The 23,301-nt window shown below is 40.5% G+C and carries 23 protein-coding genes; 3 read left to right on the forward strand and 20 right to left on the reverse strand.

Features of this window, described 5'->3' with window-relative positions; genetic code table 11:
• The first annotated feature begins 40 nt into the window (after positions 1–40).
• Positions 41–919 (forward strand): endonuclease I family protein, encoded by an 879-nt coding sequence (locus NST39_RS15645; protein ID WP_341029140.1) that lies wholly within the window; start codon positions 41–43, stop codon positions 917–919.
• Positions 920–934: 15 nt separating this feature from the next.
• Here the strand turns inward: NST39_RS15645 and NST39_RS15650 are convergent, their stop codons facing one another.
• The 9 genes from NST39_RS15650 to NST39_RS15690 all read right to left on the reverse strand — a co-directional run bounded on the left by NST39_RS15650 (position 935) and on the right by NST39_RS15690 (position 11,240).
• Positions 935–1,678, reverse strand: coding sequence for an IucA/IucC family C-terminal-domain containing protein (locus NST39_RS15650; RefSeq protein WP_341029141.1), 744 nt, complete (start codon positions 1,676–1,678; stop codon positions 935–937).
• 21 nt (positions 1,679–1,699) lie between these two features.
• A complete protein-coding gene (locus NST39_RS15655; RefSeq protein ID WP_003212627.1) occupies positions 1,700–2,737 on the reverse strand; it encodes a FecCD family ABC transporter permease in 1,038 nt (345 codons plus the stop codon).
• On the reverse strand, positions 2,730–3,746 hold the full coding sequence (locus tag NST39_RS15660) for a FecCD family ABC transporter permease (protein ID WP_065098069.1): 1,017 nt from the start codon (positions 3,744–3,746) through the stop codon (positions 2,730–2,732). Before NST39_RS15660 ends, NST39_RS15655 begins: the two co-directional genes overlap by 8 nt.
• Before the next feature lie 70 nt (positions 3,747–3,816).
• Positions 3,817–4,773 (reverse strand): ABC transporter substrate-binding protein, encoded by a 957-nt coding sequence (locus tag NST39_RS15665; protein WP_226803994.1) that lies wholly within the window; start codon positions 4,771–4,773, stop codon positions 3,817–3,819.
• Between the two features lie 139 nt (positions 4,774–4,912).
• The gene (locus NST39_RS15670) at positions 4,913–5,821 is read right to left on the reverse strand and encodes an alpha/beta fold hydrolase (RefSeq protein ID WP_341029142.1); all 909 of its coding nucleotides are present in this window, start codon (positions 5,819–5,821) and stop codon (positions 4,913–4,915) included.
• 497 nt (positions 5,822–6,318) lie between these two features.
• Entirely contained in the window at positions 6,319–8,202 is a 1,884-nt protein-coding gene (locus tag NST39_RS15675) for a glycosyltransferase family 2 protein (protein ID WP_341029144.1), read from the reverse strand.
• A gap of 582 nt (positions 8,203–8,784) precedes the next feature.
• The gene (gene psiE, locus NST39_RS15680) at positions 8,785–9,213 is read right to left on the reverse strand and encodes a phosphate-starvation-inducible protein PsiE (RefSeq protein WP_065098066.1); all 429 of its coding nucleotides are present in this window, start codon (positions 9,211–9,213) and stop codon (positions 8,785–8,787) included.
• A gap of 37 nt (positions 9,214–9,250) precedes the next feature.
• Positions 9,251–10,558 (reverse strand): HAMP domain-containing sensor histidine kinase, encoded by a 1,308-nt coding sequence (locus tag NST39_RS15685; RefSeq protein WP_341029146.1) that lies wholly within the window; start codon positions 10,556–10,558, stop codon positions 9,251–9,253.
• Positions 10,545–11,240: a response regulator transcription factor gene (locus NST39_RS15690; RefSeq protein ID WP_341029148.1), complete on the reverse strand. Its 696-nt coding sequence runs from the start codon at positions 11,238–11,240 to the stop codon at positions 10,545–10,547. Before NST39_RS15690 ends, NST39_RS15685 begins: the two co-directional genes overlap by 14 nt.
• Positions 11,241–11,487: 247 nt before the next feature.
• On the opposite strand from NST39_RS15690, the gene NST39_RS15695 reads away from it, so the two are divergent.
• The gene (locus NST39_RS15695) at positions 11,488–12,687 is read left to right on the forward strand and encodes a DUF418 domain-containing protein (protein ID WP_341029150.1); all 1,200 of its coding nucleotides are present in this window, start codon (positions 11,488–11,490) and stop codon (positions 12,685–12,687) included.
• Between the two features lie 76 nt (positions 12,688–12,763).
• Here the strand turns inward: NST39_RS15695 and NST39_RS15700 are convergent, their stop codons facing one another.
• Positions 12,764–13,696 carry a helix-turn-helix transcriptional regulator gene (locus tag NST39_RS15700; RefSeq protein ID WP_341029152.1) on the reverse strand — a complete coding sequence of 311 codons (933 nt, stop codon included), beginning with the start codon at positions 13,694–13,696 and terminating at the stop codon, positions 12,764–12,766.
• Between the two features lie 83 nt (positions 13,697–13,779).
• Here NST39_RS15700 and NST39_RS15705 point away from each other — a divergent pair, with 83 nt between their 5' ends.
• Entirely contained in the window at positions 13,780–14,430 is a 651-nt protein-coding gene (locus tag NST39_RS15705) for an FMN-dependent NADH-azoreductase (RefSeq protein ID WP_341029154.1), read from the forward strand.
• A 64-nt stretch (positions 14,431–14,494) separates the two neighbouring features.
• On the opposite strand, the gene sufB is transcribed toward NST39_RS15705, so the two are convergent.
• The 10 genes from sufB to NST39_RS15755 all read right to left on the reverse strand — a co-directional run bounded on the left by sufB (position 14,495) and on the right by NST39_RS15755 (position 23,241).
• On the reverse strand, positions 14,495–15,892 hold the full coding sequence (gene sufB / locus NST39_RS15710; protein WP_003213112.1) for a Fe-S cluster assembly protein SufB: 1,398 nt from the start codon (positions 15,890–15,892) through the stop codon (positions 14,495–14,497).
• A 17-nt stretch (positions 15,893–15,909) separates the two neighbouring features.
• A complete protein-coding gene (gene sufU, locus NST39_RS15715) occupies positions 15,910–16,356 on the reverse strand; it encodes a Fe-S cluster assembly sulfur transfer protein SufU (RefSeq protein ID WP_003212941.1) in 447 nt (148 codons plus the stop codon).
• A complete protein-coding gene (locus tag NST39_RS15720) occupies positions 16,346–17,566 on the reverse strand; it encodes a cysteine desulfurase (protein ID WP_106029292.1) in 1,221 nt (406 codons plus the stop codon). Before NST39_RS15720 ends, sufU begins: the two co-directional genes overlap by 11 nt.
• A complete protein-coding gene (gene sufD / locus NST39_RS15725) occupies positions 17,566–18,879 on the reverse strand; it encodes a Fe-S cluster assembly protein SufD (protein WP_268453979.1) in 1,314 nt (437 codons plus the stop codon). Before sufD ends, NST39_RS15720 begins: the two co-directional genes overlap by 1 nt.
• A gap of 18 nt (positions 18,880–18,897) precedes the next feature.
• Positions 18,898–19,683 (reverse strand): Fe-S cluster assembly ATPase SufC, encoded by a 786-nt coding sequence (sufC, locus tag NST39_RS15730; RefSeq protein ID WP_044140878.1) that lies wholly within the window; start codon positions 19,681–19,683, stop codon positions 18,898–18,900.
• A 210-nt stretch (positions 19,684–19,893) separates the two neighbouring features.
• Positions 19,894–20,031, reverse strand: coding sequence for a hypothetical protein (locus NST39_RS15735; RefSeq protein ID WP_162839378.1), 138 nt, complete (start codon positions 20,029–20,031; stop codon positions 19,894–19,896).
• A 215-nt stretch (positions 20,032–20,246) separates the two neighbouring features.
• A complete protein-coding gene (locus tag NST39_RS15740; RefSeq protein ID WP_429782132.1) occupies positions 20,247–20,600 on the reverse strand; it encodes a carboxymuconolactone decarboxylase family protein in 354 nt (117 codons plus the stop codon).
• 118 nt (positions 20,601–20,718) lie between these two features.
• Complete coding sequence (gene metQ / locus NST39_RS15745; protein ID WP_044140879.1) at positions 20,719–21,540, reverse strand: methionine ABC transporter substrate-binding lipoprotein MetQ; 822 nt, start codon at positions 21,538–21,540, stop codon at positions 20,719–20,721.
• A gap of 14 nt (positions 21,541–21,554) precedes the next feature.
• Positions 21,555–22,223 carry a methionine ABC transporter permease gene (locus tag NST39_RS15750; RefSeq protein WP_044140880.1) on the reverse strand — a complete coding sequence of 223 codons (669 nt, stop codon included), beginning with the start codon at positions 22,221–22,223 and terminating at the stop codon, positions 21,555–21,557.
• Entirely contained in the window at positions 22,216–23,241 is a 1,026-nt protein-coding gene (locus NST39_RS15755) for a methionine ABC transporter ATP-binding protein (protein WP_341029163.1), read from the reverse strand. The genes NST39_RS15750 and NST39_RS15755 overlap by 8 nt, the downstream gene beginning before the upstream one ends.
• Between the last annotated feature and the right edge of the window lie 60 nt (positions 23,242–23,301).

Here is a 23,301-nt window from a genome sequence, read left to right on the forward strand (position 1 = left end):
GAAATAAAGAGAATACATTCCCTATCAAGGAGGAAATCGAATGAAGAGAACCTTATTTGGAACTGTGGCTGCCGGAATCATGATATTCGGTACGTTAGCCGCCCCACTGCCGCAAGCTGCGAATGCTCAAAGCTTTACTCTGAATGAACCGAGCCAAACCATCACATTTTCCCCGTTACAGCTTCAAAACGAAACATCTGCACAACAAGCAAAAATAGCCGCTGCAAGTCAAATCGATTCCTATTATCAATCTGCTAATGGCAAATCAGGCCCCGCTTTAAAGAAAGCTTTACACGATATTATTGATCATCATAAGCAGCTATCCTACAGCCAAGTTTGGGATGCCTTAAAGAAAACAGATGAAGATCCAAAAAATCCAAACAACGTGCTCTTGCTCTATAGCGGTGTCTCTCGCTCAAAGCAATCGAATGGCGGAAATGTTGGCCAGTGGAACCGGGAGCATGTCTGGGCTAAGTCACACGGCAATTTTGGGACAAGCCAAGGCCCAGGTACAGATCTCCATCATCTGCGAGCAACAGACGTGCAAACGAATAGCACACGAGGAAATTTAGATTTTGATCTGGGCGGAAATGAATACAAGGGAGCGCCGGGCAACTTCTACGATAGCGACTCATTCGAACCTCATAGCCGGGTGAAAGGGGATGTGGCAAGAATGCTCTTTTATATGGCGGTGCGGTACGAAGGAGATGACCGCTTTCCAGATTTAGAATTAAACGACAAAGTGAATAATGGTAGCGCCCCTCTTCACGGCAAAATGTCCGTACTTCTCAAGTGGCACAAACAAGATCCTGTCGATCAAATCGAACGGAACCGCAACGAGATCATTTATCAAACATACCAGAACAACCGCAATCCCTTTATCGATCACCCAGAATGGGCAAGTGAGATTTGGGAATAAAAAAGAAAGGCACTGCTACGAACAAGCAGTGCCTTTCTTTTTATCAAGAGGACAGACAAGACAATAATCGAGACTCTCCGATTTTTTCTCGAGCTTATAATACATACAGCAAGTCTTTCGGTTGGATGTTTCTAGTAAACTGTCATCTAAGTTTAAGCTTTGATGAAATGGATTTTGTTTTGCTCCGAATACATCACCAGCTGCTTGCTTCAGATACAGATAATCCTCCCGCACGCGCTGCTTCATCGCAGGGTCTTCAGCCTCCCGCATCATGCTGCGATAAAGAGAATTGATACGAACCGCTATATTCTCCCACAAAATGGTATACGGAAGTCTTGACGTACGCTTCAGTACATCTAAAAGAGGTGTGACACACTCCGTAAACAGCGCATGCACAACCTGCTCTCTCCATTCATACCGATCTCCTTCTAATGGAACAAATGAACACAATGACTCATCAATTTCAATTTTCCGATCCTCTCTAAAGACACATGCCTCTGGTGGAAACTGATAGACACCGTCATACAGCGTCATCATGTACAAAGAGGAACTGACGGCTAAGTAGGCATAACGCTTTGAAAACATCGACGCCGCTACAGCTAAATTCGGTGCATGCATAGCTTCCTTTTCAGCCTCTAATAAACGCAGGACAGATGCTTCTGAAAAAAGCGCAGCAAGTGTGCGATCAGATGTCATTGGTTCATTTGTGATGTGTACCCCGAAATCAAGTAATTCTCTCTCAACCCACTCTGGCCTCATATCAAAACCTCCATCTTTTGTTTATCGATTTCTCTGCTGGTATAACAAATAAATAAAGAACGGTGCCCCAATTGCGGCCGTGAATACACCTGCTGGTACATCTAACGGTAGAAAAGCCGTTCTAGCAACTAAATCTGCGAGCATCACGAGAATACTTCCAACAAGCGCAGATGCCGGGACCAGCGCAATGAACGAACGGCCGATGATCATCCGTGCAACATGCGGCGCCATGAGTCCAACGAATTCAATACCGCCAGCAAAAGCAACGGCAATCCCCGCCAATGTCACACTCATCAGCAGAAAGAATAATCGTTTTGCCTGCACTTTCACCCCGAGACCTGTTGCGAGATCATCTCCAAGCTCCTTCACATTCATCGTTCTTGCTAACACCATGACAATCGGTAAAATGATCATGATCCAAGGAAGCATCGACGTGACGTCCTTCATCGTAGAACCATATAAACTGCCCGTCAGCCAAATATATGACTTTGTCGTCGTCATCGTATCACTAAGAACAAGAGTAAATGTCACACATGCCTTCATAATGGCAGAAATTCCGATCCCCATTAGGACAAGTGTAATCGGCTTGACCCCTTTTTTCCATGAAAGCAAATAAATCAGACAAGAGACAGCAAACGCCCCTGCAATCGCCCATAAGGATTGATACGCAATAGGCACAGTGCCCATCCAAAAAACAATAAACATAATCGCACCGAACGAAGCACCACTAGTAATCCCAATGATGTCAGGCGATGCAAGCGGATTGCGAATTAAACCTTGCAAAATAAGCCCTGATACCGCAAGCGCGGCCCCCACTAAGACAGCCAGCAGTGTTCTTGGAATCCTCAGTGTATTGAGCACAAAAGTATTTCCCTCTCCCTGACCGATTATATGAAGAAGCACATCCACAGGCGAAATAAATCGGCTGCCCATACAGAGACTGAGAATAAATAACCCAAAAGCAATGGCCGTCAATAAAAGTAAAATCAAAAACGTCCGCTTTGAAAATTGAAATGAAATGCGCCCGCCCTTTGAACGCACTGTATATGTTTTAGCCACCTGTCTTCAACCCCTTGCGCACGAGATAAACAAATAGAGGCGCTCCTGCTACCGCCGTCATGACACCAATCGGTACTTCCTGCGGCATGATCAGAAAACGAGCCGCAAGGTCTGCGACAAGTAAAAGCGACGCCCCCACAACGGCACAATACGGCAGTACCCAGCGGTGGTCAGGTCCGACAAGCTTTTTCACAATATGCGGCACTAGAAAACCAACAAACCCAATCGATCCTGCGACAGCGACGGAACCACCCGCTAAAAAGACGACGAGTACCCCCATCGTGATTTTCAGCACCAGGGTACGCTGACCAAGCCCCTTTGCAATATCATCTCCTGACAAAAGGACATTGATGGAGCGTCCAAGAAGCAGCGCCACAACTGTCGCACCTAAAATATAAGGCAAAACAGGCAGCAGCATATCAATGCTTCTTCCAGACACTGAACCCGCCATCCAGAACAGGATGCTTTGAATCGACTGTTCATTCACGATTAAAAGACCTTGTGTAAAGGACGCAAACAGTGCAGATATCGCCGCACCTGCAAGGACAATTTTGACCGGTGTCAATCCATCTCTTCCAATGGAGCCCAAAAGAAAAACGAGCATCCCTGCAATTGCCGCACCTAAAAAGGCTGTCCACATATAGCCTGTTAATGACTCTGTTGAAAAGAAAACAATCGAAATGACGATAAAAAATAGTCCACCTGCATTAATTCCTAACAAATCTGGCGCTGCAAGCGGATTTCTCGTTAATGCCTGCATCAATGCACCTGAAATCGCTAGACTTGATCCAACAACTGTTGCAATTAAAGCTCTTGATAATCTGGATGTCATGACAATGACACTGTTTGGATCCGATTCATCAAAATGAAGAAACGCATGGATGGTGGCTTTGAGGGAAATCGAGGTTTGCCCAAGAGAAATGCTGAGTATAAAAAAGACCACCATCAATACGACGAATCCAGCAAACAGCAGCGCCTTGCTCGAATCCTTTTTTAATAAACTTCTCATCTGATTCCCGCTTTCAATCTGTTATGGAAAAAGGAGAAAATGGTTTTTCACATTTTCTCCTCTGTTATCCTTATTTATCAATTCCGAGACGATCATCAATATCATCAAGCATCATGTTTGCAGCGATAATACCTCCGCCCATGTTCCAAGTGATTTCATCGACTTTATGCACTTGTTTCGCTTTCACTGCGTCAAGCTGCTTCCATAAAGGATGACTCGTCCATTCTTTATATGCTTTTTCAACCGCTTTATCCTGATCATCCATGAAGTAATAGATCACATCTGCATCCATTTGCGGAATGCTCTCTTTGTCTGTCAGTGTAATGATGTCTTGCTTTTTATCTTTGACATTCTTAGGTCCTTCAAAGCCTAGCTCTGTTAAAATTGACCCTGCGAATCCAGTTTGATAGATTCTAGCATGATCTGCACGGAAGTTCACTACAGACACACTCATTGGCCAGTTTTTGATGTCTTTTTTCGCTTTTTCTTTGAAGTCAGCGACGCGGTCATCCCACTTCGTTAGCAATTCTTTTGATTTGTCTTGCTGGTTTAACGCTTCACCCATTAATTTCACTGTATCTTTAAATGTGAACACTGTTTCTGTTGCAACAGTTGGAGCGATTTCTTGCAGTTGATCAAAAATTTGCTCGTGACGGACTTTTGATGCAATGATCAAATCTGGGTTCAGTTTTTCAATTTCCTCTAAGTTTGGCTGTATTTCCTGCCCAACAATTTTGACATCCTTTAAGTCATCTCTTAAATATTTATACGTAGGTGCCTCAAGCCATGATTCAACAACACCCACTGGTTTAATGCCCATCGCGACTGCTGCATCGGTTGCTCCTTGGTACAGCGTCACAATACGCTTTGGTTTATCCTTAATATTGTCAGTTGAACCGATAGCGCTTTCAACGGTTCTTGTTTTTTCTTTATTAGCTGACTTGCCTTCACTGCTATTGCTGCCGCAAGCTGCAAGTAAAACGATGGAAAGCACAACTAACAACGACCAAAAAGATTTTTTGAACATGTACCTCACCTATCCATTCTATATGTAGTCATATCGTTTGATAACGATTCTCATTATCACACTATGATTTTATCATAGAAAAGGATGGTGTCAATGTAAATTTTTAAGAAAAAGGGAGAGAGTTGACTAGTTGTTCATACTAAATAGAACGATTCCACATTTGGATGGTCCTTCCAATCCGTTTTCCCGCTTCTAGTAACACCGACAAATGGGTATGTCCATCCATCACTTCATAGACTGATTGTTTTCTAATCGTTTCATCAGGCAGTTCATGATAGGCAGGAAATTTTTCTATATCATACAGCTCATCCTCACTTCCTACTAACATCGCATATGGCCGATCCATCATCGCAAATTGTTTTTTAGGTGCAGATGGGGTTAAGGCAAGTGCTAGATTGACGGTGATGGCTGTCAACAAAAGCGGATCCTGCTCGACTGCCCATATTGGATAGTGAAAACGAACGGCTTCAGAATGACTCATCAGCAATCCTTTTGTCATGGCAGACAGAACGAATTTCCATACTTGAACGGTTGCAAAAGGGATTTGATTAGGGCTCGAAGTGCCTGATTGATAGCCAAATTCAGGGGCAATAAAAAAGTAACCGTCTACTTCTCTTTTTTTCGGCCAAGATAGGTAGTTTAGCAGTAATCCCGCTCCAGATGAATGACCGCAGAGATAAACGGCTCCTTTATGCTGCTGTTTGACCGTATCCACAAACTGCGAAATATCGTGCCACACATCTGTGACACTAGGTGTATCACCCTTTTTCCCTTCCGAATGGCCGTGACCTCTTAAATCGATTAAAAACGTATTCACATGAAAATCATGTTGCAGCGTATCGGCGATATGCTCGTAACCAGCTAGGCTGTGAGCGCCTCCGCCATGGATCAAAATGACATTTGCCACGTTCTTTTTTTCTGCTAAAAACGGATAATACGCAAGGCTTGTGCCGTCGTGTGATGGCATGAATTGTCTTTCTGGAATATGAACAGGAGCTGCCTGCTGCATACTTGCAAATGAGAACGGTTCTGTCTCGATATCTTTCAATTTTTTTCGCTCCTTCAAACAGAAGCGAGAATGGCCAGCAAGCGCTAGTCATCCTCATTCCTATATCCTAATGAGTGATATTCCGCAATGGGAAGGTTTTACTTTCAATGATGCCGAAGATTTGGACTCTTTATCTGGATATTTGATTTCAACTTATAAGAATAGATTAAAATAACCAACTATATGAAATTTCTTTTTCGTAATAAACTTTGAATAGTTCTCATACGATCGCTCCCTGTTGGTAGAATACTGACGATGAATGTCGATGAAAAGAAAGACTTCACTACTACTGATTGACAGGAAAACAAAATGCCAGTGTGCGAAATTCAGCTAAGAGTCAGATTACCACACACCTGCTTAGCGAGACTAAGCAGGTAATAGACCTTTTTAAATACTTTAATTCTTCATACAAAAGTTAACAAATAAAAAAGATTGTAGAAAAACATGAGTTCTCTACAATCTTAGAGTATAAGTTTTTTACTTATAGCCTTTTATCTTTATTCAATAACTTGATTCACAAATTCTTTATTTGCTGTTAGATATAAACCTTCTGATGTTTTGAGTCTCGGGATTAAATTCTTTGTAAATTCTATAGAGTGTACTTCAATTAAATCGTTTTTTTTCAAAACAGAAATAGGATCTTTTTTGAAGTTTTTAGTTTCATACAAATTGCATTTTTTTAATATTTTTACTCTTCGCGGAATGTCAGTAATGTAATTCACTAACTGATCCAATTCTATTTCTTGTATAAACTTTTTATTAGCTGTAATAAATTGATTCGTATTTAAAATTAATCTAGGAGTACCTTTTTTACTATAGGTAATATCTTTAATTTTTAAAAGTTGTCCCTTTTCAATTTCATGCCCTATAAAGTGTTTAAAATCACGATCATCATAAACTTTAATCTTTGAAGTTGTAACAACTGATACAGGTGCTTTGTTTATATAAAGGTCAAGATTTATATTTTTATGATTTTTTTCTTGTATAAATTCAATTTTGAATTTTTGCCTATTTAATTGATGTAATGGATTCGCACTAGGGTATGTTGCATTAACTATGACAGGATTATAACGATCATATATTATGACAATATTATAGTCATAATCAATTTTATCGAGGTCGTTCAATTTAATATAAACTATATTGTCTTTTATAATTGTTGGTACTTCTTTTTCATTTAAATCGTTACCTAGTTCAACTAATAACACTTTATTTACAAGCTTCTGTGAATCACAATAAATACGGACGGTTTCATACATTTCCCCATCTACTCTTTTAGTTCCATCATATACTGCAAAAAAAGGTTCACATATTCGTTTATCATATGAGATTGAAGGCGGCAAAGTATAATAAACCTTATTATCTTCTATATATTTATTAGCTGCTCCTTCATTTGTTAAGATAAGAAGATAATCTAACAATTGTTCTTCTTCTTGATTTGAAATAAGTTGAAACAAAAGAGCAAGTTTATCACATTGAATAAAATCCTCAATATTCAATCCATTTCTTTTCATTAATTTAACTAAACGGAAAAAGAGTTCATAATATTTATTTTTTTCTTCACTTATGATAAATCGTTTTCTCTTAAAAAGTCTAATTAAAAAATCAAGCTCAATAATTCTATTTATGGCATTATATGCTGCTTGTTTTGGGATGTCTAATTTCAAGACTGCTTCTAGTACTTTTAAATTATATTCTGTTTTTTCAAATATACTTGTCTCTCCAACAAGAGATTGATTATATTTATATCGATTAATATGGTATACAGGAATTGTATTCATAGACGCTGTTTTGCATTTAGAGATGAGTTCAATAAAGAATAATTTATCTTCTCCATACTTCATATGTTTAAACTCAATTTGATGATTGTCCACAATCGATTTTTTAAAGATTTTTGCAGGCGGACCTACAGATCTAAAAATTTTGTCTATTTCATATGGAATTAACCTATTTTTTTCTTCGAAGGAAGTAAACCTTGCTCCTTTTTTGATTGCATGATCTGTATGTTTTACTAGTAGACCAAAAGCTATATCGGCATCATTTTTTTCTGCTTGAAGTAATAATTTCGGAAAGCCCTCTTTATCTAGCCAATCATCTGCATCAAGAAGTGTTATAAACTTTCCTTTTGCTTCTGAAATTCCTACATTTCGCGGTAAGGAAGGACTGCCCGAGTTCTTACTTAATTGAATTAATTTTATAAATGAATGTTGTTTTTGAAATTCTTTCAAAATATCAACAGATAAATCTGTTGAGCAATCATCTACAAAAATGGCTTCTACTTTCTCTTTATCAAAATTAATATTGATAATGGAGTTAACACAATTCTTTAAGAATTTTTCTTTATTGTATACAGGAATGATTATCGATAATAATTTCTCCATATAAGACCTCTACTTTCAATCATCTTGCTTCCAGACAATCTTCTAAATTTAGTTTCCTATTTTAAATTATATACCTTTATAAGAAATCCAACAAAAATTTTATTGTTAAATAAAGATAAAGATTTTCTATAGCAATAAAATAGTATTTTAGAGTATTTTACCATAGAAAATGATTGTGTAGAAGAAAGCACACTCCAAAAAAAGTTTCACAACAAATAAATTAACATATTAAATGATTCATATATACCTATTTTATAAGAAAATCCTGACTTTGTATAATACCAATGACTTATTTTAACGCTTGTTTGTTTCAAGTATAGGGAATTGTTCTACTAAAAACTTTGCATACAATCGCCACCTGTTCCTAGAATCATGATGATGAATGTCGTTGGAAGGAAAACGCTTCTAAAGCATATAAGAATACGTACATCAGATAAATTGCTTTTTAAAAACCTTTTTCATCCCGCTGATCACTCAACTAAATACACTTCTATTCATTAATAGACAGATGACGACTAAGTGTTCACCTCGTCAATACCCTTACACGAAAAAAGACGAACGGTCATCGTTCGTCTTCTTCCCTCACTTCACTTCTTCATGCTCCTGAACCGCATGTCGTTTACTGGCGATAAAGAGTGCAACGGTCATGGCTAGAATGGTCAGCGCCCACCAGAAGGTCGATACAGCCTCTTCATGATCGATGATAATCAAACGGATGACGGCTGTGATGCCAATGTAAATAAAATAGCGAAGCGGAAAATGAAAGTTTGATTTAAAGTACTTAATAATTAAGGCAATAAACTCAAAGTACATAAAGAAGATCAGCAGCTCACCAAGCATTTCATAATAGCTATCTCCTTTGTTGACCACATTCTTGTAGACGAATTGGACAATATACCAAGTTTCACTAATTAAGAGGACGCTTAATGCAATGGCCAGAAAGAACAGACAGATATTCAGAAGACCTTGCAAGAGATCGGGTACCTTTTGGAAGTTGTTGAATCGTTTCATTAGATTGTCTCTCCATTCCATGTTATTCATTTGTGATCTATATTTTGATGTGCCAGAATCGCAGCACGATGTAGTAAACATCGTTCTTTTCCATCCTTTCAAACTGCCCGTGCATGCGGGACATCATTCGTTTTATGCTTCGTTCACCAAGTCCAGTGCTTTCCTGCGTGTCATTTGTCTCTTTTATCGCATTGCTCACATGGATCTCAAAGATTTCTTGATCGGATAGAAACGTGAGATTGATGTCTTTTTTCGGATCGGCGTATTTCAGTATGTTCGACATCAGATTATCAAACACTCGGCCAAGCTCCTCGACATTCACATTGATATAGCTGTCGGGCAGCTCTCCTAAAAGATGAACCTTGAATGTCTCTTGCTGCAAGATCGCCACCTGATCTGATAAGAGATCGTAAATGACCTCTTTGACTGCAACGGTCTCAAGCTCAGGTTCATGTTCTTTATCAAGTAGAAAATAGGCAAACAGATTATCAGATAGATTTTTCAATTGCAGTGCTTTTTCATAAGCACTTACTATATATTGATCTTTACGTGTATCCGCTCCAGCCTCCTCTTTTTTCGCAAACTCTAAATTCATCATCAGCGACGTCAGCGGTGTTCTCATATCGTGTGACATTTCGGTCACCAGACTGCGACTCTCTTCTTGCAGCTCGTCAATGGCTTGGAGCTTGTCCAGAAAAGCTTTACGAAGATCCTCAATACTTTTGGCAATCATTGCTAATTCATCATGCCCTTTCACCGTCATCTCATAGTCCAGCTCGCCGCCTTCAAGAATATGAATGTCTTGGTGAATCGTTTGCAGGTAGCGTAAACTTTTGCGAATGCCAAGCAGAACAATGAGGAGAAAAATAAGTGTCGCTCCGAGCAGCTCGAGTGTAAAGGCAAGATCGTGGTAACGAGATGAATAGAAACCATCCACCATGACGCGGCCTTCACCGTCGCTAAACTGAACTGGATACGAATGATGCTCAGCGTACTGGGTCACCTTTTCTTTTCCATACGCCGATTCATCAGCAGCTGAATAGATAGAGTTATATTGCAGCACTTCATCCTTGAAGATGGTCAAATTAATGTAATTCTCTTTTTTCACCCACTCACCAAACGCTTTTCGATTTGTAGAAGACAGCTCATTCTCTGACACGTAGCGGCTGAATTTTTGAATGTACTTGGCTGACTCCTCCTCGTAATACTCGTCTGAACTCAAATATCCTTCGATCAGGTGATCGGTCATCTTTTGCAACGTCAAAAAGACAGTTCCACTCACAATGGCAGCCACCAAAATGAGCAGTATCAGCTTTTTGGTCAGCGTATATTTACGATGTGCCAAATCGATAACCTCTTCCCCATTCCGTTTTGATATACACGGGACGAGCCGGATCATCTTCAATTTTGGCACGTAGCTTTCGAATATGCACCATCACCGTATTGTTGGAACAATAGAAATAAGGCTGTCCCCACACACTCTCATAAATATTTTGGGCTGAAAAGATTTTGTTTCGCCTGCTCATGAACAGCTTCAACATACGATATTCTAAATCAGATAGCTTGATTTGTTGATTTTCTTTCCACACTTCATTAAATTCTTCGCTCACCCTTAGCTTGCCCCCAACAAGAAAAGTTTCTTCCTGTTCCTTCTTTTCCTGATAGACAGTATACCTGCGTAATTGTGCAATGACTCTAGCATGAAGCTCCTCTTGTGAAAAAGGTTTTGTCATATAATCATCCCCGCCGGCGAGTAAGCCTTCGGTTTTATCGAATGTACTTGATTTGGCTGTCAGAAATAGAATCGGGACGTTAGAGGAGGCTCTCATCTGCTGGCACGTTTCGATGCCTGAAATACCTGGCATCATCACATCCAAAATCACCAAATCGAGCGAATCGTTCACAAGCTTCAATGCTTGCTCGCCATTCATTGCTCTCAGCACCTCATATCCTGCGCGTGTAAGAGATTCCTGCAAAAGGTCTCCAATATCTTGATCATCTTCTACGATTAATATTCGATGCGTCATGTCTCTCTCACCTCATGATACGTGAATTTCTTATGTCTTTACTATATATCATCTAACAACGTGAAAAGAATACGGTATAAATCTTAACAGGATATGAAAGTGAAGGTCTGCCATCAATTTGTCACATTCATTTCCCAAAATTTGCTTCTTCATAAATTGTTAAGAATTGGTCTTTATATTAATTCATTGTAAGGATCAATGATTAGATCCGAATCACATCTATTATAACAAGAAAAGGAGCATGGATATGAATGCAAACAAAGTAGCACACGCGATGAATTTGAAGGATCGAGTTCATTTCTTAGACATCGTAAGAGGATTCGCCTTAATGGGAATTATTCTGGTCAATTACTTTTTAATCGTGGATTCGGCGAAGGGGTTCGATATGGAATCAAATGATGTCTTTCACAACTTGGTGAATTGGTTTGCCTCAGGGAAATTCATTACGTTGTTCTCCTTCCTATTCGGGGTTGGTTTTATGATTTTTATGGATCGCGCTGCCCAAAAGGTGGACAGTCCGAACAAGCTGTTTGCCCGCAGGTTAACCATTCTCTTAGGGTTTGGCCTTCTGCATTTAACTTTTGTTTGGATTGGTGATATTTTGGCCTATTATGCAGTCGCTGGCTTTTTATTGCTTTTCTTTTACAAACGCACAGCCAAAACCATCCGAAACTGGCTGATCACACTCTTTGTGATTCAATTGCTTACACCTTTTTTCACGATGCTGCTCAATACCATCAGTACAGGATCATCAGGCAAGCCGGATTTTGCTGATTTCGAGCTGAACAGCCACAACAGTCTGAATTATTTAGCATCCATCGGAGACAGGTGGGCTGATATGGTGACGATGGCTTCCAGTTCATTTTTCACTGTCTATTCTATGTTCTTCATGTTTTTACTTGGTGTGTATTTTGTGAAAATGGAATTTTTCAAAAACATGGAGGCGAAAAAAGCGATTTGGAATCGTATTTGGATCATCTGTACAATCGCTTTTCTCATCACCCAAGGCAGTACGATCATTACGGCGGTCAATCCTTTTGAAAATGCACTCTGGATGAACACGATTTCTGCCCTTGAACAAAACGGGGGATTAACTGGTAGTATGTTTTATATGAGTACACTCGCGATGCTATTTCTACACGTTCCTCAGCTGCGAGGTGCTTTGATGGTATTTACCAAAGTCGGGCGGATGTCACTAACCTGCTACTTGCTTCACTCGATCATTGGAACCTTGCTATTTCTAAAATATGGAGCGGGGCTTGTCGATCATCTTCAGCCGGCTGGTACGTTTTTCATTAGCATTGGCGTGTATGTCTTGCTTGTGCTTTTCAGTACGTTTTGGTTAAAGCGGTTTAAGTATGGACCGATGGAATTTATTTGGCGGCAGCTGACGTATGGGAAGGTCAATGACAGATCGAAAACCAATACATTTCATGCGGCGAAGTAAAAGAAAAAAGGCGAATGGCTACAGTTCGCCTTTTTTAATATGTTAAGTTTGTGATTCAGAGACAATCCATTCACTTTCAATACTGCTCAATCATTTCTTGTAATTGAGTCAAATAACTCTCTTTTAATTCATCTGGGTATTCAATTTTCACATGTTTCCCAAATGAGATCAAATAGTGAGTCATATACGATAATTCTTCTAGGTTGTACCCACCCATAATATAAGGAGTATCATCAACGATCTCCAATCTCATATTCGGATAATGATTCTTCAAAAACTTTTCTTTTCCTTGTTCCGTTAATCGACATTTAAATGAGATATCATGATAAGTTTTTTCGTACTCGAGCTGCAGTGCTTTTAATTCTTCCTTCGTAAAGGTGCCTCTGCCTTCTTCTTCAATGATCAAGTCCTTCATAAAGTCACATCTATAGATGCCCCACTTTTTATTTTGAACATCATATGCTTTGGTGAACCAAATCCCATTTCGATAAAACAACTCAAGAAATTGCAGCCTGATCCATTTATTTTCATATTGAGTGTACGTCATCCTCACGATTTGATCTTCCATCATCGCCTGTAAAATCAATTCCAAATGATTTTGTTCACTAACTGGTGCGACATTATAGTAATGAATCACATCCAAAGTCTCTGAGATCATTTGTTTTCTCTCATCAGACATTGTGGCAAACAGCTTTTGCCGAATTTGTGAGTAGGATTTTTTAAATGGTGTTGCTGACACCAGGTCTAGCGCTTTAAGCGCGAAAAAAATAGCTTGAACTTCATCGATATTGAAATAAATAGGAACCAATGGAGATTGTTTCACCAGTCGATATCCACCATGTCTGCCAGGTTCAACATAAAAAGCTAAACCCATGGACTCTAGCTCTTCCATATCTCTCAAAGCCGTACGTTTCGATATGCCAAATTCGGTTTCTAAATCCTTTAACTGAAATGAGAATTTATCACTTAAAAAAATAAGCTCTTGGTTTAATCGTTCTGATTTTTTCATTTGATTTTCCTTTTGAAAAAGGTGACATGTTTTGTCACCTTTATATTTTATACTCAGTTTATCAAAAGAAAAGGAGCATGTATATGCAAACATTAATCATTAACGCGCACCCTGATTTCACTCATCGAGAAAGTTATTCAAACAAACTGCAAACACTATTTTTAGAACAGTTTAAAGAAAGATTCCCTCATGATGAACCAACAATTTTACATTTACATGAAACTGAAATTCCTCGTATCGAAAAAGACCAGCTGCTACGTATTTGGGATAAGCAAGCATCCGAACAAACATTAACAGCTACCGACGAAAACATCGCTGCTGCTTCCTCTGCTTTATTGGCTCAATTCAAAGCACATCATCGAATCGTCATTGTATCACCTGTTCATAATTTCAATGTGACGTCACGTATGAAAGATTATATAGATAATATTTTTATTGCTAGAGAAACGTTTAAATATACAGAAGATGGTTCAGTTGGTCTGATGACTGACGATTATCGTGTACTTTTGCTTCAAGCAAGTGGCTCAATTTTCACAAATAACGATCGATACACACCTCTGGAATTTTCACATTTCTACCTAAAAGAAATATTCCAAAACTTGATGGGCTTTCAACAATTTCATATTGTCCGAGCACAAGGAACAGCGATTTTAGAGGAAGAAACGATCTTGTCATCTGCAGCTGACGATTTGTCTAAAGCCTTTGATGAGTTTTACTCGCCTAGCGAGATGTGAATTGGATTTTTTCAAAAACAAAAAGACCAAAAACGTTTGATTTCACGTTTTTGGTCTTTTATTATTAACCGATTGAACCTTCCATTTCAAACTTAATCAAGCGGTTCATTTCAACGGCGTATTCCATTGGCAGTTCTTTTGTGAATGGCTCGATGAAGCCCATGACGATCATTTCTGTTGCTTCTTCTTCAGAAATTCCGCGGCTCATCAAGTAGAATAGCTGCTCTTCTGATACTTTTGAAACCTTGGCTTCGTGCTCTAATGAAATGTTGTCGTTTAAGATTTCATTGTAAGGAATCGTATCAGATGTTGATTTGTTATCCATGATGAGTGTGTCACACTCGATGTTTGAGCGTGCACCCTCTGCTTTACGTCCGAAGTGAACGATTCCGCGGTATGTGACTTTACCGCCTTGTTTGGAAATCGATTTCGATACGATCGTTGAAGATGTGTTTGGTGCAAGGTGAATCATTTTCGCACCTGCATCTTGGTGCTGACCTTTACCTGCTAGGGCAATACTTAATGTCATACCACGAGCGCCTTCACCTTTTAGGATGACCGCTGGGTATTTCATTGTCAGCTTAGAACCGATGTTTCCATCAATCCATTCCATTGTCGCATTCTCTTCACATACTGTACGTTTTGTGACAAGGTTGAAGACGTTGTTTGCCCAGTTTTGAATCGTTGTATAACGGCAGTAGCCGCCTTTTTTCACGACGATTTCAACAACCGCACTGTGAAGTGAGTTTGTTGTGTAAACTGGTGCTGTACAGCCTTCTACGTAATGCACATGTGCGCCTTCATCAACGATGATAAGTGTACGCTCGAACTGACCCATGTTTTCAGAGTTGATACGGAAGTATGCTTGAAGTGGTGTATCTACTTTGACGCCCTTTGGTACGTAGATAAATGAACCACCAGACCATACAGCCGAGTTAAGCGCAGCAAATTTGTTGTCAGTCGGAGGAATGACTTTTGCCCAGTGCTCACGGAAGATGTCTTCGTTCTCTTTTAATGCGCTGTCTGTATCTTTAAACACAATGCCTAGATCTTCAAGGTCTTGCTTCATGTTGTGATACACAACTTCAGATTCATACTGAGCAGATACACCTGCTAAGTACTTTTGCTCTGCTTCAGGGATCCCAAGCTTATCAAAGGTTTCTTTGATTTCTTCTGGTACTTCATCCCAAGAACGCTCAGAGCGCTCTGATGGCTTTACGTAGTACGTAATTTCATCAAAGTTTAATGCATTTAAATCTCCGCCCCATTGTGGCATCGGCATGTTGTAAAAGAGCTCAAGAGATTTCAAACGGAAGTCGAGCATCCACTGAGGCTCTTCTTTCATACGAGAAATTTCTTCAACGATCTCTTTTGTCAGTCCGCGCTCTGAACGGAAAATGGAAACGTCTTTATCAGAAAAGCCGTATTTATATTCACCAACATCTGGCATTTTTTTAGCCATCCATTTTCACTCCAATCTTATGATTTGCCGTTATCTTCGGCAGATGCGCCTTTTTCAAGCGCCTTCCAGGATAATGTTGCACATTTGATGCGGGCAGGGAATTTTGCCACTCCTTGCAGCGCCTCAATGTCACCAAGATCAATGGAATCGTCGTATTCTTTTCCTAGCATCATATCGGAGAAAATCTGAGACATTTTCAAAGCTGTTTCAATATCTTTCCCTTTAATCGCCTGCGTCATCATAGAGGCAGATGCCATTGAAATCGAGCATCCTTCTCCTTCAAATTTCGCATCCATGACCTTTTCGTCTTCGATTTTCATCGTGAGACGAATGCGGTCACCACACGTTGGGTTGTTCATATCGACGACAATGCTGTCGTTTAACACACCTTTGTTTCTCGGATTTTTATAATGATCCATAATCACTTGTCTGTACAGTGTGTCTAAGTTTACATTAAAAGACATTCGTAAAATACTCCTTTGTCTTACGGAGCGCTGCAATGAGCTCGTCAATCTCTTCTTCTGTATTGTACAGATAGAAGCTTGCTCTTGCAGTCGCTGATACACCAAGCCATTTCATGAGCGGCTGTGCACAGTGATGTCCAGCACGAATGGCGACACCTTCTGTATCCAGAACAGTTGACGCATCATGCGGATGGACGTCGTCTAAGTTAAACGTCACAAGTCCAGCCCGGTGCTGCGGTCCATAAACAGTCGCACCTTCTAGCTCCTTAAAGCGCTCAAGCGCGTAAGTGGCAAGCTGATGCTCGTAACGGCTGACTTCCTCCATACCGATTTCATTTAAGAAATCAATCGCTTTTCCTAGTCCAACTGCTCCGGCAATAATCGGTGTTCCCGCTTCAAATTTCCACGGGAGCTCTTTCCAAGTGGAATCATACAGATCCACAAAGTCGATCATTTCACCACCAAACTCAGCAGGCTCCATATTATTCAAAAGGTCCTTCTTCCCGTAAAGCACACCAATGCCAGTCGGTCCACACATTTTATGCCCAGAGAATGCGAAAAAGTCACAATCTAGATCTTGAACATCAATTTGCATGTGCGGCGTGCTTTGCGCACCATCGACGACAATAATGGCACCATGATCGTGTGCAATTTTGGCGATTTCTTTAATCGGGTTGATGGTTCCTAGTACGTTTGAGACATGTGTGACAGCGACGATTTTCGTTTGATGTGTGATCGTTTGCTTCACATCTTCAAGCGATAGCGTGCCGTCTTCCTGTAACGGAATATATTTCAATGTGGCGCCAGTTGCTTTTGCCGCTTGCTGCCAAGGGATGATATTCGCATGATGCTCCATGTGCGTAATGACAATCTCATCGCCTTCTTTGAGGTTTGCTCTGGCATAGCTGATCGCCACTGTATTCAGTGCGGTTGTTGTACCTCTAGTAAAAATAATCTCCTGGACAGATGAAGCACGGATGAATGCACGAACTTTCTCTCTGGCACCCTCGTATGCGTCCGTTGCTTTTGTTCCAAGGGTATGAACACCCCGGTGGACGTTCGAGTTGTAAGACCGGTAATACTCATTCATTGCATCAATGACCACTCTTGGTTTTTGAGAAGTCGCCGCACTGTCCAAATACACCAAATCATGTCCGTTCACTTGCTGATGAAGGATTGGAAACTGCTCACGAACGTCTTTGATATTCATTATTTTACTTTCCTTTCAATCACAGAAACGAGCTGCTTTTTAACTCCTTCAATCGGCAGTTCTTTGACGACTGGATTTAAGAAGCCATAAATCACAAGTCTTTCTGCATCTTCTTTGGAAATCCCGCGGCTCATGAGGTAATACAGTTGAATTGGATCGACACGTCCAACAGAAGCAGCATGCCCTGCTGTTACATCATCTTCATCAATTAATAGAATCGGGTTTGCGTCACCGCGTGCTTTCTCACTCAGCATGAGAACACGTGATTCCTGCTCGGCATTTGACTTCGTTGCGCCATGCTCGATTTTACCAATTCCGTTAAAGATAGAGGATGCTTGATCCTTCATCACACCATGCTTCAAGATATACCCTTCAGAGTTTTTACCGAAGTGGATGATGCTTGTTGTAAAGTTTTCCGTTTGATTCCCGCGGCCGACAACAACTGATTTTGTATCACCGAATGTCCCGTCGCCCATAAGCTTTGTGATGTTTTCAGACACGACGTCTCCATCATTCATCAAGCCAAGCGCCCATTCGATTTTACTGTCACGGCCATTGGCCATACCGCGTCTGTTCACATAGACTGTGACACCTTCTGAAAGGTTATCTACTGCACCGTAAGTGACGCGGGCATTAGCTCCCGTGAACACTTCGGACACGATATTGAAGATTGCTTCTTCAGGTTTTGCTGTACTAATGTAGTTTTCTACATATGTCACTGCACTATGATCGTCTGCTACGACGATGACATGGTTGAACAAAGTCGTGTCGTCATTTTCATGCAGGTAGATGGCTTGAATTGGCGCTTCAAGTTCTACATTTTTTGGTACATAGAGGAAAGCTCCACCATTCACTAAAGCAGCATGTAAAGCGGTTAGTTTATGCTCATCTACTTTCACTGCATCAGTCATGAAGTATTTCTGCACTAGATCTCCATGTTCGCGAAGCGCTGTATGAAGATCAGTGAAGATCACGCCTTTGTCTTTCGCTTCCGTTGAAAGGGACAAGTATGCTGGCGTTTGATCACGCTGAATGTAGACTGTCTTATCCGCGTCCTCTAAATCAATGAGAGATTTCACTTCTTCAGGAAGCTCTTCTAATGATCCAAATGGCGCACTTTCGACTGTATGCTGTTTGAAATTGGTTAAATTCCATTTAGAAATATTCGTTTTGTCAGGCTTTGGCATTGGAAGGTCTTCTGCTTTTTCAAGAGCCTGTAAGCGAAGGGAACTCATCCATGCCGGTTCCTGATGCTTCTCGGAGAAGCTTTTGACATAATCTTGATCTACTGATAATTTCGTTTCTAATGTCATCAATAATCCTCCTAACGCTTACGCTTCTTGACCAACAGTTTCGTCTTCAATTCCTAACTCTTTTTTAATCCAGTCATAGCCTTCTGCTTCTAGACGTTGTGCAAGCTCTGGTCCGCCAGATTTCACGATACGTCCTTGCATCATGACATGAACGTGATCTGGTGTGATGTAGTTCAGTAGACGCTGATAGTGAGTGATCATTAAGCAGCCGAAGCTTTCGCCGCGCAATCTGTTAATCCCTTTAGAAACCACTTTCAACGCATCGATATCAAGACCAGAATCGATTTCGTCAAGGATCGCAATTTTGGGTTCAATCATCATTAATTGAAGAATTTCGTTGCGTTTTTTCTCCCCGCCTGAGAAACCTTCGTTTAGGTAGCGCTGCGCCATGTCTGGGTCCATTTCAAGGAACTCCATGTTTTCGTCCATTTTGCGGATGAATTTCATGAGAGAGATTTCATCGCCTTCTTCTCTGCGAGCGTTAATAGCAGAACGAAGGAAGTCCGCATTTGTCACACCACTAATTTCAGATGGGTATTGCATCGCAAGGAAAAGACCTGCTTGAGCGCGCTCATCTACTTCCATTTCAAGTACATCTTCGCCATCAAGCAAAATGCTGCCTTTTGTTACTTCATATTTAGGATGACCCATAATGGCAGCAGATAAAGTTGATTTACCTGTACCGTTTGGTCCCATTACTGCGTGGAATTCTCCACCTTTTATCTCGAGGTTTACACCCTTTAAGATTTCTTTCCCTTCAATCTCAACGTGCAAGTCCTTAATTGTTAATGTCGAAGCAGTCATATATCGATACCTCCAAAATAATCATTATTCTCAATTTATTCTCATTCTAATTTTATAACAAATTAAAACTGAATACAACACATTCACGATATACGTGAGAGGATGCTCTCAAAATTCTAACAAAAAATGCAGGTGGATAAAAGGATTTATGTCGAAAAGACTGTTTCCATAAAGAAAGGACGGGAAACTGTTCTCCCCGCCCCTTAGCTATCAATAGCCTCGTATATTCATTTTTGCGAGCTGCCTTTTCTCATCTCGATAGGACTGCTCTCGTTTATATTCCACTTTCATCCGTAAGTCATGGTCTCTTTCGTACTCTGCATAGCTCATGCCATGAGCCTTATGCATGGCCTTTTCCATCTCGGCGGTATAATCCAATCCCAGTGTACTATGGTCCGAACAAATAATAAACCATTCCCTTCTTTGAGTGTAGCTTTATTATATCAAAGGCATGCGGCTTCACTCAAAAGGGATATGACGCGCTATGCTGGCATATTTTCTCACACAATCGGCTGAGAAGGACTCAACTCCCTGATATGGATAAATGCCATCTTATCCTTCCCTTAATGCGTCTGTCCTCCAAATTCGTCAATACATTGCTGAACGACAGTAATCCCTTGGCTCAGTGCTGCCCCGCCGCCAAATGCTGCCGCCACACTGACGACCTCTAGCAAATTCTCTTCTGTCGCGCCTTGGTCGAGCGCTCCCTTTGTATGATAAATCATGCAGTATTCATCCTGTGCATGAATACTGATGCCAAGGGCAATCATTTGTTTTTCCTTTTGCGTTAATGAATCGCTCTGAAAGCACTGCTCCGTGAATTCATTGAATTTCTTCCCAAACACCGGCATTTTCTTCTGAAATTCACCCATTGCCGTTTTATAATCAGTCAGTGATTGCTGCATGGATCTACTCATATGCTGTTCATTCATCTTCATTCCATCCCTTCAGGTCATTTGTACATTTTTATTATGAGCGAGATTTGAAAAAATACACAAAAAACCTCGCTTTGATGAAAGCGAGGTTAACACATGGTTATTCAGATACCGGTAGTACAGCACCGTCATATTTTTTGTCGATGAATTCTTTGATTTTATCAGAGTGAAGAACTTCCATTAATGTCTTGATCTTATCTGATTTTTCCTCACCTTTACGAACAGCCACGATGTTTGCATATGGGTTGTTCTTTGTTTGCTCAAGTTCAATTGAATCTTTTTTCGGATTCAATTTATTTTGAATCGCATAGTTGACGTTGATAAACACAGCATCACCTTCACTGTTTTCATAAGCTTTCGCTGTTAGTTCAGGAGCGATTTTTTTGAACTTTAGATTCTTTGGGTTTTCTTTGATGTTCTTTACCGTTGCATTGATTGTATCAACCTTCGGATCAAGCTTGATGACACCTGCATTTTGAAGCAGGGTAAGCATACGTCCTTGCTCAGCTACGTTGTTTGTCATGATAATCGTGCCGCCGTTTGGAATATCTTTTACTGATTTGTACTTCTTAGAGTAGATACCGAATGGCTCAAGGTGAACCGCACCGGCACTAACTAGGTTGTAATCTTTGTTTGATTTATTTTCTTCGTTTAAGTAAGGGATATGTTGGAAAAAGTTTGCATCCACTTCTTTTTCAGCTAACGCTTTGTTGTACATTTTATAATCACTAAGTACTTTCACTTTTAGATCGTAGCCTTTTTCTTTTAGAAGTGGTTTTGCTTCTTCAAGAATCTCGGCATGTGGTGTTTTTGAAGCCGCAACCGTAATGGTTTTGCTATCACTTGCGTTATTAGATGAACCGCATGCAGCTAAAATACCTGCAAATGCTAGAAATAGTGCACTTAAAATCAATTTCTTCATGAATAAATCCTCCCTTAACGTTTATCAATTTTATTTGTAATCAAATCACCGATTATTTGAATAATAAAGACGATGATGAGAATAAACACAGTGGCTACAAGTGTGACATCTGTATTACCAGATTGGTATCCTTCCACATAAGCAAGGTCACCAAGTCCGCCTGCTCCAATTGCACCTGCAATCGCAGTTGAGCCAATTAAAGCAATCGCTGTTACGGTAATACCTGAAATGAGGGCTGGCAATGATTCTGGCAGCAATACTTTGAATATAATGGTCGACGTTTTCGCTCCCATTGACCGTGCTGCTTCAATGACTCCTTTGTCTACCTCACGCAGTGCAATTTCGACAAGACGTGCATAGAATGGAGCTGACCCAATGACAAGGGCAGGGAGTGCTGCATTTGGACCTAGAATTGTATGCATTAAGAATTTCGTGAACCCTAATAAAAGAATAATTAAAATGATAAAAGGAATCGACCTAAAAATGTTGACGACTGCACCGATGACAGCATTGATCGGTTTATTTTCCCAAAGACCGCCTTTTCCTGTAAGAAAAAGCAGGAGTCCAAGAATAATTCCGATGACAAATGCAAACGCCAATGAAATGAGTGTCATATAGACTGTTTCACCCGTTGCATTCCAAATGACATCTAAATCAACGTTCGGAAACCATTTCTCAAACATGTGTCATCACCTCAATTTCAACCTGTTTACTTTGGATATAGGCGATGGCTTTTTCTACCTCGGTCTCTTCTCCATTAATATGGATAAAGAGTGTTCCAAACGCGCCTTCCTGCGTTTGAGAAATCTTTCCTTGAAGGATGTTCACATCGACCTGGAAGGATCGAACGATTTCAGTGATGAGCGGCTGCTCGGCAGAATCGCCAATAAAGGACAACCGTACGACCTGACCTTCTTTTACACGCTCTAAGACGTGCTCGATTGTTTCTTTCGCTTCCTCTGGTTCAGCAAGCTGCTGTACAAATCGCTTCGTCATTTCTTCCTTCGGCTGTCTGAAGACGCGTAATACTTCGCCTTCTTCGACAATGCGTCCATTCTCCATCACCGCCACGCGATGACAAATTTTACGAATGACGTGCATTTCGTGCGTAATCAGCACAATCGTGAGCCCTAGTCGTTTATTGATATCCGCTAAAAGCTCAAGGATAGAATCCGTTGTTTGCGGATCAAGCGCTGATGTCGCTTCGTCACAAAGAAGAACCTTTGGATCATTTGCTAATGCTCTCGCAATTCCCACACGCTGCTTTTGTCCGCCGCTTAGCTGAGACGGATACGCATTTTCTTTTCCTTCTAAACCGACCAATTTAATCAGTTCATTCGCACGTTCTCTTTGTTTTGATGCCTTTACACCTGCGATCTCAAGCGGGAACATAATATTTTGTCTCACCGTTCTTGACCAAAGTAGGTTGAAGTGCTGGAAAATCATGCTGATTTCTTGTCTTGCTATCCGAAGTTTCGCATTCGATACTTCATTGATCCGGTTGCCTGCCACTTCAACAATTCCTGCTGTTGGCAGCTCCAGACCGTTTAATAGGCGAATAAGCGAGCTTTTTCCGGCACCGCTATACCCGATAATTCCGAATATTTCACCTTTATCAATATCCAAGTTGACGTCTTTCACGGCATCAACATTTCCGCTTTTTGAGTGGTACGTTTTTGATACATTCTGTAAATGGATCACAGTCTGTTCACCTGCTTTCTTGCTGAATCTATAGGTTGCCATCACATACGTTATTTATTC

Origin of the sequence: Bacillus sp. FSL W8-0645, from assembly GCF_038007905.1 — a bacterium.
Taxonomy (GTDB): Bacteria; Bacillota; Bacilli; order Bacillales; family Bacillaceae; genus Bacillus; species Bacillus pumilus.

Excerpts from the sequence above, each read along its gene's own strand:
- NST39_RS15645 (WP_341029140.1), top strand. The coding sequence starts at position 41 with ATGAAGAGAACCTTATTTGGAACTGTGGCTGCCGGAATCATGATATTC.
- NST39_RS15650 (WP_341029141.1), bottom strand. The coding sequence starts at position 1,678 with ATGAGGCCAGAGTGGGTTGAGAGAGAATTACTTGATTTCGGGGTACAC.
- NST39_RS15660 (WP_065098069.1), bottom strand. The coding sequence starts at position 3,746 with ATGAGAAGTTTATTAAAAAAGGATTCGAGCAAGGCGCTGCTGTTTGCT.
- NST39_RS15665 (WP_226803994.1), bottom strand. The coding sequence starts at position 4,773 with ATGTTCAAAAAATCTTTTTGGTCGTTGTTAGTTGTGCTTTCCATCGTT.
- NST39_RS15675 (WP_341029144.1), bottom strand. The coding sequence starts at position 8,202 with ATGGAGAAATTATTATCGATAATCATTCCTGTATACAATAAAGAAAAA.
- psiE (WP_065098066.1), bottom strand. The coding sequence starts at position 9,213 with ATGAAACGATTCAACAACTTCCAAAAGGTACCCGATCTCTTGCAAGGT.
- NST39_RS15690 (WP_341029148.1), bottom strand. The coding sequence starts at position 11,240 with ATGACGCATCGAATATTAATCGTAGAAGATGATCAAGATATTGGAGAC.
- NST39_RS15695 (WP_341029150.1), top strand. The coding sequence starts at position 11,488 with ATGAATGCAAACAAAGTAGCACACGCGATGAATTTGAAGGATCGAGTT.
- NST39_RS15700 (WP_341029152.1), bottom strand. The coding sequence starts at position 13,696 with ATGAAAAAATCAGAACGATTAAACCAAGAGCTTATTTTTTTAAGTGAT.
- NST39_RS15705 (WP_341029154.1), top strand. The coding sequence starts at position 13,780 with ATGCAAACATTAATCATTAACGCGCACCCTGATTTCACTCATCGAGAA.
- sufB (WP_003213112.1), bottom strand. The coding sequence starts at position 15,892 with ATGGCTAAAAAAATGCCAGATGTTGGTGAATATAAATACGGCTTTTCT.
- sufU (WP_003212941.1), bottom strand. The coding sequence starts at position 16,356 with ATGTCTTTTAATGTAAACTTAGACACACTGTACAGACAAGTGATTATG.
- NST39_RS15720 (WP_106029292.1), bottom strand. The coding sequence starts at position 17,566 with ATGAATATCAAAGACGTTCGTGAGCAGTTTCCAATCCTTCATCAGCAA.
- sufD (WP_268453979.1), bottom strand. The coding sequence starts at position 18,879 with ATGACATTAGAAACGAAATTATCAGTAGATCAAGATTATGTCAAAAGC.
- sufC (WP_044140878.1), bottom strand. The coding sequence starts at position 19,683 with ATGACTGCTTCGACATTAACAATTAAGGACTTGCACGTTGAGATTGAA.
- NST39_RS15735 (WP_162839378.1), bottom strand. The coding sequence starts at position 20,031 with ATGCATAAGGCTCATGGCATGAGCTATGCAGAGTACGAAAGAGACCAT.
- NST39_RS15740 (WP_429782132.1), bottom strand. The coding sequence starts at position 20,600 with ATGAGTAGATCCATGCAGCAATCACTGACTGATTATAAAACGGCAATG.
- metQ (WP_044140879.1), bottom strand. The coding sequence starts at position 21,540 with ATGAAGAAATTGATTTTAAGTGCACTATTTCTAGCATTTGCAGGTATT.
- NST39_RS15750 (WP_044140880.1), bottom strand. The coding sequence starts at position 22,223 with ATGTTTGAGAAATGGTTTCCGAACGTTGATTTAGATGTCATTTGGAAT.